This is a genomic window from Arthrobacter sp. CP30 (assembly GCF_053470025.1).
Genome location: NZ_JBQEMM010000011.1, coordinates 1 through 11,801, shown reverse-complemented (window position 1 = coordinate 11,801; position 11,801 = coordinate 1). Strand labels below are relative to the sequence as shown.

At 71.3% G+C, this 11,801-nt stretch carries 12 protein-coding genes; 4 read left to right on the top strand and 8 right to left on the bottom strand.

Translation table 11 applies throughout. The annotated features are described in order from the left end of the window. Nucleotides 1–34 precede the first annotated feature (34 nt). A complete protein-coding gene (locus ACTIMO_RS13790) occupies nucleotides 35–469 on the bottom strand; it encodes a YkvA family protein (RefSeq protein ID WP_448182762.1) in 435 nt (144 codons plus the stop codon). Between the two features lie 4 nt (nucleotides 470–473). After that, nucleotides 474–1,115, bottom strand: a complete 642-nt coding sequence (locus ACTIMO_RS13785; RefSeq protein WP_055769659.1) for a TetR/AcrR family transcriptional regulator — start codon at nucleotides 1,113–1,115, stop codon at nucleotides 474–476. A 66-nt stretch (nucleotides 1,116–1,181) separates the two neighbouring features. On the opposite strand from ACTIMO_RS13785, the gene ACTIMO_RS13780 reads away from it, so the two are divergent. The 3 genes from ACTIMO_RS13780 (at nucleotide 1,182) to ACTIMO_RS13770 (ending at nucleotide 4,829) form a co-directional block, all read left to right on the top strand. Next, complete coding sequence (locus ACTIMO_RS13780; protein WP_448182761.1) at nucleotides 1,182–2,057, top strand: ATP-binding cassette domain-containing protein; 876 nt, start codon at nucleotides 1,182–1,184, stop codon at nucleotides 2,055–2,057. A 3-nt stretch (nucleotides 2,058–2,060) separates the two neighbouring features. Further along, the gene (locus ACTIMO_RS13775) at nucleotides 2,061–4,403 is read left to right on the top strand and encodes a YhgE/Pip family protein (protein WP_448182760.1); all 2,343 of its coding nucleotides are present in this window, start codon (nucleotides 2,061–2,063) and stop codon (nucleotides 4,401–4,403) included. A 105-nt stretch (nucleotides 4,404–4,508) separates the two neighbouring features. Further along, the gene (locus ACTIMO_RS13770) at nucleotides 4,509–4,829 is read left to right on the top strand and encodes a putative quinol monooxygenase (RefSeq protein WP_448182759.1); all 321 of its coding nucleotides are present in this window, start codon (nucleotides 4,509–4,511) and stop codon (nucleotides 4,827–4,829) included. Between the two features lie 10 nt (nucleotides 4,830–4,839). Here ACTIMO_RS13770 and ACTIMO_RS13765 read toward each other — a convergent pair whose 3' ends face one another. Both ACTIMO_RS13765 and ACTIMO_RS13760 read right to left on the bottom strand, forming a co-directional pair. Then, nucleotides 4,840–5,394 carry a GNAT family N-acetyltransferase gene (locus tag ACTIMO_RS13765; RefSeq protein WP_448182758.1) on the bottom strand — a complete coding sequence of 185 codons (555 nt, stop codon included), beginning with the start codon at nucleotides 5,392–5,394 and terminating at the stop codon, nucleotides 4,840–4,842. Between the two features lie 225 nt (nucleotides 5,395–5,619). Next, nucleotides 5,620–7,425 (bottom strand): bifunctional metallophosphatase/5'-nucleotidase, encoded by a 1,806-nt coding sequence (locus tag ACTIMO_RS13760; protein WP_448182757.1) that lies wholly within the window; start codon nucleotides 7,423–7,425, stop codon nucleotides 5,620–5,622. A 160-nt stretch (nucleotides 7,426–7,585) separates the two neighbouring features. Here ACTIMO_RS13760 and ACTIMO_RS13755 point away from each other — a divergent pair, with 160 nt between their 5' ends. Beyond that, nucleotides 7,586–8,575: an alpha/beta hydrolase gene (locus tag ACTIMO_RS13755; protein ID WP_448182756.1), complete on the top strand. Its 990-nt coding sequence runs from the start codon at nucleotides 7,586–7,588 to the stop codon at nucleotides 8,573–8,575. A 94-nt stretch (nucleotides 8,576–8,669) separates the two neighbouring features. Here the strand turns inward: ACTIMO_RS13755 and ACTIMO_RS13750 are convergent, their stop codons facing one another. From ACTIMO_RS13750 to ACTIMO_RS13735, 4 genes are all read right to left on the bottom strand, one after another. Beyond that, on the bottom strand, nucleotides 8,670–9,050 hold the full coding sequence (locus tag ACTIMO_RS13750) for a hypothetical protein (RefSeq protein WP_055769672.1): 381 nt from the start codon (nucleotides 9,048–9,050) through the stop codon (nucleotides 8,670–8,672). A gap of 165 nt (nucleotides 9,051–9,215) precedes the next feature. After that, on the bottom strand, nucleotides 9,216–9,779 hold the full coding sequence (locus ACTIMO_RS13745; RefSeq protein WP_448182755.1) for a dihydrofolate reductase family protein: 564 nt from the start codon (nucleotides 9,777–9,779) through the stop codon (nucleotides 9,216–9,218). 243 nt (nucleotides 9,780–10,022) lie between these two features. Then, nucleotides 10,023–10,910 carry an alpha/beta fold hydrolase gene (locus ACTIMO_RS13740; protein ID WP_448182754.1) on the bottom strand — a complete coding sequence of 296 codons (888 nt, stop codon included), beginning with the start codon at nucleotides 10,908–10,910 and terminating at the stop codon, nucleotides 10,023–10,025. Further along, on the bottom strand, nucleotides 10,907–11,758 hold the full coding sequence (locus ACTIMO_RS13735; RefSeq protein WP_448182753.1) for an SDR family NAD(P)-dependent oxidoreductase: 852 nt from the start codon (nucleotides 11,756–11,758) through the stop codon (nucleotides 10,907–10,909). Before ACTIMO_RS13735 ends, ACTIMO_RS13740 begins: the two co-directional genes overlap by 4 nt. Nucleotides 11,759–11,801 lie beyond the last annotated feature (43 nt).

The following is an 11,801-nucleotide window of genomic DNA, read 5'->3' as shown; positions in this document are numbered from 1 at the left end:
TTACGCCTCGGCGAAAGACGCGCCCGCGTTTCCGTTACGCCGTATTGCGCTCCTCATCCGGGTCCCTGAGACCGGCCAACGCGCGCACCAGGCGGAGGCCGCCGTCGGACCCCGGCCAGTGGCGCCGCAGTGCGTCCGGGCCCGCGGAGCGCACCACCGCGCGGAGCACGACGGCGATCAGGACGAGGTCGTCCGCGTACCCGACGACGGGCAGGATGTCCGGAACGAGGTCGATCGGCAGCAGGAGGTAGGCGAGCAGCCCCAGGAGCAGCAGGCGGCTCCGCCGAGGCAGTGCACGGTCCGCGGCGAGCCGCCGGACGAGCCGGAGGATGTCCGGGGCGAGGCGCAGTGCGTCGGTCAGCGAGAGCACGTCCGGGTGTCGCCGTGCGTAGACCGCGAGGCAGGCGAGGAAGAGGGCGTAGGCCAGCACCAGGGCGACGACGACCGACAGGGCGGCATGCCGGTCCACGGGTTCAGGCCGCCAGGGCAGCGCGGAGGACGGCGGAGATACTGCCCGTGATCTGCTCCTCCGTGACAGCCTCCGGATCGGCTGCGCACTCCACGGCCATGCCGTTGATGGTGGCCAGCAGGATCGTCGCGAAGACGGTGTAGTGCTCCGGGTCGGAGGGCGCGCCGAACGGTGCGGCCCGCTCCGCGAGGGTCGTGGCGAGCAGTGAGCGGCGGTTGCGCCGGTGCTCCCTGAACACGGCGCCCACGTCGGGGTCGCGACCCGCCTGGAGTGCGAACTCGACGACGAGCGCATGCCACCGCTGTTCGCGCAGGACGCCGCGGGCGAGATGACGAGCTGTCCGCGCGATCGTCTCGTCGAGCGAGGTCAGGTGGTCGAGTTGGCTGAGGACGTCCGCGGCGGTATCGGCGAGGCGTTCGCCCAGGAGGGTCGCGAACAGCTCCTGCTTGGACCCGAAGTTCGAGTAGACGGCGCCCTTCGTGTAGCCGGCGCGCTCGGCGATGGTGTCGAGCCGGGCTGCGACGTAGCCGATCTCCTCGAAGACCTCCAACGCGGCCGCGAGCAGTCCCGCACGCACGTCCTCCCGGCGCGGTCGGCGGCGTGGTCGTCCGGCCGTGGTGTCCGGCATGTCCTTCTGCGTGGTCATCTGCCCTCCTGCAAAGACGATACCATTGGTACTGAATACCGAAAGTATTGAAAATCGAAGGATGCCATGACCCTCTTCCCGCTCGCGCACCGGCCGGATCCCTCCGCGGACGCGCCCCCGGCCGTCATCGTCGACGGCCTCACCCTGCAGGCAGGGAAGAGCACCGTCTTCGAGGGCATCTCCTTCACCGTTCCTGCCGGTGTCCTCGCGGTCCTCGCCGGCCCGTCCGGCACGGGCAGGACCGCCCTTGCGCTCGCACTCGCCGGCCGGCTCGCGCCCTCCGGCGGCCGCCTCTCGGTGCTCGGCCTCGCCCTCCCGCGCCGGGCCGGTGCCGTCCGGCGGCGGGTCGGGATCGCAGCCAACGCCACGGTGGTGCCGCTCGACGAGACCCTCACCGTGCGGCACCACGTGGCCGAGGCACTCACGCTCGCCGGCCCCTGGTGGAAGCCCGCAGCCTCACCCCGGCAGGTCGACAGGACGATCTCCGCGGCCAATGACCTGCTCGGCGCGCTCGAGGACGCCTTCGGCGATGATCCCGCTGCCGCGTCCCTCCACCAGGCCAGGCTCCATCGCGGCGAGCTGATCCGGGACACCGCGCCGATCGCGCGTTTCACCCTCAGCCTGCTCCTCGCGCTCATCCCCTCTCCCGACCTGCTCGTCGTCGACGACGTGGACCAGCTCCGCACCGTCGGGGAGCGGCGGGCCGCCTGGGCAGCGCTGCTCACCGTCGAGCGCACGGCCCGCGCCGGCTCGGGCGCCCTGACCGTCGTCGCCACCTGCCAGGAGCGGCGTGAACTCGACGACGTCCTCGACCCGATGCATCGGGTGAGCGCCCTGCCCCTTCGGCCCGTCGCCGTGCAGGTCCTGGCGACTCCCGCCGCGCCCGCCCCCACTCCAGCGGCCTCCCTCGCTCCCTCGGAACCCACCCCAGAAACCAGGTGACGCGTGTTCTCCCTGATCCGCACCGAACTCTCCCGCTTCCGCACCACCCTGCTGTCCAGGGCCGCGCTCATCGTGATCGCCGTCATCCCCGCCCTCTACGGCGGGCTCTACCTCGCGGCCAACTGGGATCCGACGGGCAACCTCGAGCACCTGACGGCCGCGGTCGTGAACGAGGACCAGCCCGCACCGGCCACCGGACCCGACGGCTCGGACACCACGGTCTCGGCCGGCGAGGACCTCGCCGCCTCGCTGACCTCCTCCGGCGACGCCGGCTTCACCTGGGTCGCGGTGACCCGGGCCGAGGCGGAGGATGGCCTGCAGGACGGGACCTACGCGGCAACCCTCGACATCCCGGCCGACTTCTCCTCCCGCCTCGCCTCGCTCGGTGGTGACTCACCGGATCAGGCGATGCTCGACATCACCACCGACGACGCCGACAGCTTCATCGTCGGCCAGGTGGGCAACACCGTGGCCGCCACCCTGCAGCGCCAGGTGCAGTCGGGCGCCACCGAGGACTACCTCGACGGCATCTACCTGGGCTTCTCGTCCCTGCACGGGAAACTGGTGGAGGCGGGCGAGGGCGCGGACAAGCTCGCCGACGGCGCCCGCAGTGCGGACGAGGGATCCGCTTCCCTCGTCGTCGGCCTGGGGGACATCGTGGACGGGACCGCGCAGCTGTCCACCGGCAGCGCGCAGGTCGCCGCCGGTGCTGCGGACCTCGCGGCCGGGTCCGGTGAACTCTCAGGTGGCCTGGCCGGCCTCGACGCCGCCACGGCGGACCTCGTCCCGCAGTCCCGGCAGCTCTCCGACGGTGCGGCCGCGGCCTCCGCCGGCGCGGCGACCCTGCGCGACGGCGCCGCACAGCTGGCTACCGGAGCGCAGTCCGTCGCCGACGGCGCCACGGCACTCGCCCCGTCCGCCTCCGCCCTCGCGGACGGCACCCGGCAGGTCGCCGACGGCGTCGGTCAGGTGGGGCAGGGTGCCTCGGCACTGTCCGCAGGTGCCGGCCAGGTCCAGGGCGGCGCCGAGCAGGCGGCCGCCGGGTCGAGGTCGGTGGCGGACGGGCTCGCCCGTCTGCAGCAGACCTTCGACGCGCTCACCGACGCCGAGCGACTCACGGCACTCCAGCAGCTCGCCGCAGGAGCGGACGCCGCGGCAGTCGGGTCGGAGCAGGTGGCCGCCGGTGCCGGGACCCTCGCGTCCTCGGCGTCGGACCTCGCCGCCGGCGCGGACGCCGCGGCCACGGGTGCGTCCACCGTGGCCGACGGAGCGGGGAGCCTCGCGACGGGCGCGGGGCAGCTCGCCGCCGGCGCCACCGACGCGTCGGCAGGGGCCGCGCAGGTCGCCCAGGGTGCGGCGGACCTGGCCGACGGGCTGGGTCAGCTCGACGCCGGCACTGCGACGCTCGCCCGGAACACCCCGGCCCTCCGCGACGGGATCGTCGCGGCGTCCGACGGCGCGGACACGCTCGCCGCCGGAGCGTCGACGCTGAGCACGGGTGCGGGCGACGTCGCCGGCGGGGCAGCAGTGCTGGCCGACGGGTCCGGCGAGGCCTACGACGGCGCCACGAGCCTCGAGGGCGGGCTGGGCTCCCTGTCGACGGGCTCACAGGACCTCGCGCAGCAGCTCGGCGAGGGGGCGGGCCAGGTGCCCGACCCCGACGCCGCGGAGCGGGCCGAGCTCGCTTCCGTGGGAGCCTCACCCGTCTCGATCGAACGGACGCACGCCAACGCGGTGGACGCCTACGGCGAGGGCATGGCGCCCTACTTCATCCCCCTGGCGCTCTGGGTCGGCGGGATCGTGACCTACACCGTCCTCCGCGCCGTCTCGCCGCGGGCCCTGGCCTCCTCGGCGTCGTCCTGGCGCGTGTCCGCCGCCGGGTACCTGCAGGGCGCGCTGTTCGCCGTGCTCCAGGCGGGGGTCCTGCTCGCGATCCTGCTGGCCGGCCTCGGCCTGACCACGCCGCACCCGGTGGGCCTGGTCGCCTTCGCCGTCCTCACGGCGCTCGTGTTCACGGCGATCCACCAGGCGCTCGTCGGGCTGCTCGGCGGGGTGGGGCGGCTCGTGGCGCTCGTCCTGCTGATGCTGCAGCTGACCTCCGCCGGGGGCACCTATCCCGTCGCGACGGAGCCCGGCTTCTTCCAGATCCTCAGCCCGCTGCTGCCCATGACGCACGCCGTCACCGGGCTGCGGCACCTCATCGCGGGAGGCGACACCGGCATCGTCTGGGCGTCCGTCGCCCAGCTGCTGATCGTCTTCGTCCTCGCCGCCGCCCTCTCCGTGTACGCGTCGCACCGGCGTCGTTCGTGGACCCTGGAGAAGCTCCACCCCAGCCTGTCGATCTGACAACAGTCCTCCACAGGTGTGCCGTCCGCCTGCGGCGGCCGGTCAGGAGCTTATAGGTTGGAGGGGCATGTCCGAGCAGTTCCTCCACCAGGAAGGCACCATCCCATGATCTTCATCGTCGTCAAGTTCACCGTGAAGCCCGAGTGGAGCGACCGCTGGATCGACCTCACGCGTGACTTCACCGAGGCCACCCGCCGCGAGCCGGGCAACCTCTGGTTCGACTGGTCACGCAGCGTCGAGGACCCCAACCAGTTCATCCTCATCGAGGCGTTCCAGGACGACGCGGCCGAGGCACACGTCAACAGCGACCACTTCTCGCAGACCATGAAGGACATGCCGCAGGCGCTCGTCGAGACGCCGGAGATCATCAGCGAGCGGATCGCCGCCGAGGGCTGGGGCCGCATGGGCGAGCTGACGGTCGAGTAGCGCCCGGACGTCAGACGGCGTCGGGCGCCACCGCGGGGAGGGCCTGCTCCATGATGAAATCGTCCTCGAAGCGGTCCCCCAGCCGAAAGCGCTTGGTCCCCACCACGTCGAAGCCGTGCTTCCGGTAGAACCGGAGGGCGCGGGCGTTCTCCTGGTTCACGCCGAGCCAGATGCCCGGGAGGCCGGACCCGGCGGCGTGCTGCAGCGTGGCCTTCATCAGGGCCGATGACGAGCCGCTGCCGTGCAGGTCGGGGTGGACGTAGAACTTGCTCAGTTCCGCCGTCGGAGTGAGCGAGAGGGCCGCGAGCACGTCCGCGTCCGACGGCTGATCCAGGACCACCATGCTCCAGCCCATCACCCGGTGCCCCTGGCGGATGCACAGGACGGTGTGCCCCGGCCGGGCCAGCACCTCGGCGAAGCGCTCTTCCGAGAGCTGCGTCTCGATGTGCCGCTGGATCTCCTCCGGTGGGGAATCGGGCGGGCAGGCCAGGGGGAACGTGACGGCGGCGCAGACGGCGAGGGCCGCCGCGTCGGCGACGGTCGCCGTCGTGATGTCGATGCTCATGCACCAAATCTAGGACGAACGGCAGCAGGACGCGGACACGGGGTCCACGTCCTGCTGTCATTCGTCCACGGCGTCCGTCGGTTCCGGCGGATGCTTGCGCCGGTGCCGTTCGTCCTGCTCCGTTCGTCCCGGTCCGTTCGTCCCGGTCCGTTCGTCCCGGTCCGTTCGTCCCGGTCCTGCGGACGCACGGCACCGGAACGCCGGGGGCGGCGCCGCCGTGAGCGGTTACTCGACGACGGGCAGGCCGTCGCGGGTGAGCTTCCAGTTCTCCTCGAAGAACGTGCTCGGATCGATCGTGCCCTCGGCGATCAGGTAGTCGATGAGCAGCTGACGGATCTCCGTGGTCTGGTTGACGAGGACCGGAGCCGTGGCGATGTGCGGGAAGTTCCCGCCGCCGGACTGCCGGTAGTTGTTCGTCGCCACCGCGAACCGCTGCGCGGGATCGATCGGCGCACCGGCGTAGCTCAGGTCGACGATGCGCTGTCCCACGGGCCGGCTGATGTCGATGTCATAGCTGACGCCGGACATCATGTCGTAGTTGTAGTCCGGCGTGCCCGCGGCATTGGTCAGCGTGGCCGGGTCCACCGGAGCGCCGACGGCGGTCTGGGTGAAGTACTTGGCCGAGTACTCGAGGTAGTCCTTGACCTGGGCGCCGGTCATCTCGACGCCGAACAGGGTGTTCGGGAAGACGTACAGGCCGGCCATGTCGCGGATGGTGACGGGCCCCTCGGGGATCACCGCCGCGCGGTTGAAGGGCGCGACGATGGACAGGACCGGCAGGTCGGCGTTCGGGGTCCCGTCGAGGGCCGTGTCGACGGCCCTGGCCTGGACGTCGTTGACGAAGTCCATGACGGCGGTGTCGCGGAAGCGCGAGTCGGCCGCTGACATGGTCTCCGTCGCCGTACCGATGGCCGTGTTGACGTAGTCGATCGTCGTCCGGTGCTGCTCGGCCGCGATCGCCGAGATCTTCGGGTCGGCAGGCACGGTGTTGGAGTTCAGCAGCTCGGAGTTCGCCGACGCGACGTCCCACTGGCCCCGTACCTTGACGAGCTCGAAATCCATGACGGACAGGCGCATGCCCCAGTTCTTCGGCTCGGTGAGCAGGACTTGCTCACCGGTCTGCCGGTTGGTGACGAACCGCTCCGGGATCTCCTGGTGCTCGTGACCGGCGAGGATCGCATCGATGCCCGGCACCTGCTCGGCGATCAGCGTCGACGCGTTCTCGATCGGCAGGTCGCCGCCGTAGGAGGACGTGCCCGAGGGGCCGGAGTGCGAGCTGACCACGACGACGTCCGCTCCCGCGGACTTCATCTCCGGAACGTACTTCCTCGCCTGCTCCACCATGTCGAGGAACTCGAGCTGCCCGTCGACGTTGTTCCTGTCCCAGATGGCGCTGCCGGGCGTGGTCAGCCCGAGGATGCCCACCTTGATGGGCTTCTGGCCCTTGAGCTTGAGCGTCTTGATCACGTAGGGCGTGAAGGCGTCCCCGCCGGTGGTCGCGTCCTTGACGTTGGCACCGAGCAGCGGGAAGTCGAGCTGCTCCTCGTAGGTGCGCAGGAGCGGCAGCCCGTAGTTGAACTCGTGGTTGCCGAGCGTGGTGGAGTCGTAGCCCATGGCGTTCATCGCGGCGGCCATGGGGTGCATCTCGCCGGTCTCGTCCACCGGCTGGGTGGTGGCGTAGTAGTCCGTGAGGGACGTTCCCTGGATGGTGTCGCCGTTGTCGATCAGCAGGGTGGACCCGGCGCCGCGGTCTGCGCGGACCTGGTTCACGAGCGTCGAGATCTTGGCGATCCCGACGTCGTTCCCGGCGGCGTCGTCGTAGTCGGCGTTCTTGAAGTAGTCCCAGTTCTCGATGTAGCCGTGGAGATCGCTGGTGCCCATGACGGTGATCGAGACCGTGTTGTCCTTGGGTCCGCTCTTGCCTCCGCCGGGTGCGGCGGTCGCTGCGGGTGCGAGGGTGAGGGCGGCGGCGCAGCCGACGGCAATGGCTGTGAGTGCGCGACGGTGCCCTCGGTTGAGGCTGTGTGACACGGTGAATCAGCTCCTGTTGGTGTGCGGTGGCGTCAGCATACCGGTGACCGATGACACACTGGTGACCGGGACATGACGGCGGATGAACGCCGGATGTCCGCCGCCGAGGACCGGCGGCGGACCGGTCCCCCCACCCGCTCGAGGTCAGGGAGGACCACCAGTGACGACGACGCCGGAGCATCAGGACGAGTACCGCGAGGACCTCCTGAGCGCAGGATACGAAGCGCGGACGCTCCCGCTGGCGAGCGACGACGAGGGCGAGGTGGTGGCGACGCTCGTCCGGCGTCGCACCGCGGGGACCTCGCGCCGGGCGGTCCTGTACGTGCACGGCTTCGTGGACTACTTCTTCCAGACGAACCTCGCCGATGCCTGGCTGGAGGCCGGGTTCGACGTCTACGCACTGGACCTGCGCAAGTACGGCCGGTCGCTCCGCGAGCACCAGACGCCGAACTACATCACCGCGCTCGAGCACTACGACGAGGAACTCGACGCTGCGGCACGCATCATCCGGGAGGACGAGGGCCATGACGTCCTCGTGGTGATGGGGCACTCGACCGGTGGCCTCATCACCACGCTGTGGGCGCACCGGCGGCGCGGCCGGGGGATCATCGACGCGCTCGTGCTCAACAGCCCCTGGTTCGACCTCAACGCGAGCGTGTTCCAGCGCACCGTCGGGACCGCCGCGGTCCACCGGATCGGCGCGCTCAAGCCCCGCACCGTCGTCGGCACGCTCGGGTCCGCGTACGGGCGCTACCTCCACAGCGGCAGCGGAGGGGAGTGGACCTACGACCTCGCGTGGAAGCCGCACGGCGGGTTCCCCGTGGTGGCCGGGTGGCTCGCCGCCGTCCGGCGAGCCCACGCCGAGCTCAACCGCGGGCTAGCCGTCGACTGCCCGGTCCTCGTGGCCTGTTCGGACGCGACGTCGAACCCGGTGAAGGAGCCCGCCAGGATCTCCTCGACGGACGTGGTGCTCGATGTCGCGCACATCGCTGCCCGGTCGCCGCGCCTCGGGCGCCACGTCACGCTGGTGCGGATCCGTGGGGGCATCCACGACCTGGCCCTCTCGCCCGAGCCGGCCCGCTCGGAGTTCTTCACGGAGCTCGCGCGGTGGCGGGACACGTATGTGCCGGAGGCCGGCACCGCGCCGTGAGCCGTTCCCTGCCGTGAGCCGTTCCGTGCGGTGAGGTGAGGTCAGGTGAGGGGGTGGGGCGTGTCGTGAGGTGACGCCGGACGACGGCGGCGGCTCAGGCGAAGCGGCGCATCGCGAGGCGTTCGGCGAACGCCTGCTCCTCGCAGAGCGACGAATGCGCCAGGGTGAAGATCCGGGCGTCGGACCGCAGCTGCCCGATCAGGGCGAGCGCCGTGCGGGCGTCCAGGTCAGCGGCGAGCAGCAGTGCTGCCGTCGCCTGGACCCGCCCCGCGCCGGCGGTCGCCGCGGCGCTCCGCAGCCCGGCGACGGCGTCGTGCCACTGGGTGGGATCCGCACTCCGGAAGGAGCGCTCGATGACGAGGATGCGCTCGTCGAGCAGATCGGTGAAGCGCGAGACGAACGACGCCGCTGCGCGCGGCGAACCGATGTCGGCAGCAAGCCGGGAGACTGCTGCCGTGTCGATGATGGGCTGCATCTCGGGTCCTTTCGAACTGTGCGGACCGACGGGTGGACAGGACTCGGGAGGGCCGTGTCCAGGTCCCCACCGGGATGCCCAGTCTTGCGCGGCTACGTGAAGCTGGGGCGCAGGAATACTCGGGTTTTCATCAAGAAGCGGAGGGGACCGTCCGCCGACCCGCCCTCATCGACCGCCGCGGTTGACGTCGTAGGTCAGCACGGCGAACTGTCCCTGCTGCTCCACGGTGCGCAGGACGAGCCGGTCCGCCCCGACCCGGAGCGGCAGCAACGGCGCCCCGCCGGCGAGCGCGGCGGGTGCGACGGCGAGCTGGATCTCGTCCAGCAGCCCGGCGGAGAGGAACTGGCCGGCCAGGTCGCCGCCGCCGACCACCCAGATGTCCCGCGCGCCTGCCGCTTCGCGGATCCGGTCGATCGATGCGCGGACGTCGCCGGAGACGAGCCGCACGTCGGCTCCCTCGGGGATCGGCAGGTCCCGGGAGGTGAAGACGAACGTGGGGCGCTCGCCGTACAGCGTCGGCCACTTCCCGGGGTCCTCGATCAGCCCCTCGAAGGCGAGCACCCATGCGTAGGTCGTCGACCCCTCCACCAGGACACCCACGGAGTCGAGGAAACGCTCGTGGTGTTCCGGCGGCGGGGGCTCCACGGCGAACAACCAGTCCAGCGAGTCGTGCTCGTCCGCGATGAAGCCGTTGATCGAGGTGGCGGTGGAGAAGATGATCCGGGTCACGCGTCATTGCACCACGCAGCTCCGACGATCAGCACCCACGGCCAGGCGTCGCCAGGCGCCGGGCTGCCCTTCGCCGCTGGTCGGCCCGAACCCGTGATGAACCTGCACCGGCGGGCGTGCCCGGCTGCGCTCCCTCCCACCGACCGGACGCTCCCAGTGGGAACAGTCCGTCCTTCCGGCTGACGACCCCTCCGGTGAGTGGGAGGGACAGCGGCGCCGGGGCGGGCGTGGGCCGCCGTCGGCCTAGGCCGCTGCGGCGTCGACCCGTCCGACGAACTCGCGCACCAGGGCGTCGAACTCCTCCTCCCGCTCGATCTGCGGCATGTGCCCGCAGCGCTCGAACAGGTGGACCTCCGCGTGCGGAAACACCGTGCGGGCGTGGTCGAGGTGCGAGGCCGGCAGCACGCGGTCCTCGTCGCCCCACACCACGAGCGTCGGCTTGTGCTGGGCCGCGACGGTGCGCAGCAGTTCGGTCCGCCAGCGGCGGCGCACCCCGCGGAACGTGCCGAGGTGGCGGGCGACGGCGAGCAGGACGTCGTCGTGCACGGGGTTGCCGCCGACCTGCTGGGCGTGGTCGAGGCGTTCCTCCGTGACGAACCGCTTGTCGAAGAACAGGGCGCGCTCGGTGCGGTAGGCGGCCTTCCGGGACTTGTCCCGCATGAGCCGCCGGCCGAGGGGCCGGATGGCGAGCAGCCGCAGCGCGATGGTGACCTCCTTGCCGAAACCGGCGCTGTTCACGAGGACGAGGCTGCGGACCCGTGCCGGTTCCAGGGCGCTGATCTTCAGGGCCACGGCGCCGCCCAGCGAATTGCCCACCACGTGCAGCGGCCGGTGCTCGCCGAGGGTGTCGAGCCCGGCAATGACGAAGCGGGCCATCGATTCCATGGAGTACCGGCCCTCCGTCCGCTCGGACAGTCCGAACCCCGGCAGGTCCAGGCTGATCACGCGGTGATCGGGGGCAAGCCGTCCGTACAGCCCCTCCCAGTCCTCGAGGCTCCGCCCGATCCCATGGATCAGCAGCACGGGGGGTCGGGTGCGGTCGCCGTCGTCCCGGTAGCGCACCCGCACGCCGTCGACCACCAGCAGGCCGTCGTCGTGCGTGGCGGACCGCTCCACGCGGGCCCCGCTCACCGGCGGATCTTCCGGGCCAGCCGGGCGAGCTTCGTGGCGCGGCGCTCCAGGGTGCCGAAGGACATGGGCGCCAGGCGGGCGACGACGTCGGGGATCTTCGCGCTGAGGCCGATCAGCAGTCGGGGCTTCCGCGCCTTCACGGCCTCGAGCATGAGCTCCGCGGCCTTGTCGGCGGGGAAGGTCAGGAGCTTGTTGAACTCGTCCTTCGCCTTCCTGACGTCGACGTCGCCGAGGTTCCCGCCGATCCGCGCGTTCAGCGCGATGCCGGTCCGGATGCCGCCCGGGTGCACGGAGGTGATACCGATGCCGCGGGGCAGCAGCTCGTTGCGGAGGGCCTCGGTGAAGCCACGGAGGGCGAACTTGCTGGCGGAGTAGGCCGTCTGGCCTGCGGGACCCACCAGGCCGAACAGGCTGGAGACGTTGACGATGTGCCCGCCGGGCGTGATCCTCGGCAGCAGGTGGTGCGTGAGCAGGACGGGCGCATGGAAGTTGATGGCCAGCACCCAGTCGAAGTCGTCCATGCTGATCTGGTCGAAGCGTCCGGCCAGGGCAACGCCTGCGTTGTTGATCAGCAGGTCGATGCGCTCCGTCGCTGCGAGGAGGTCAGCGGCCACCCGCTCGACGGCGTCACGCTCGGCGAGATCGGCCACGAACGTCCGCACGCTGCTGCCCGGGAAGGTGGAGCGGATGGAGGAGGCGACGGCGTCGAGCTTCGCCGCGTCCCGGTCGACGAGCAGCAGGATGCTCCCGCGTTCGGCGAGACCGCGGGCGAGGTGCTCGCCCATGCCTCCCGCTGCTCCGGTGACGACGGCGGTGGCGGCGGTGAACTGGAAGGGCTGGATGCTCACGCGTGGATCTTGCGGCAGAACTACCTGCTCGACGCTCCGACGG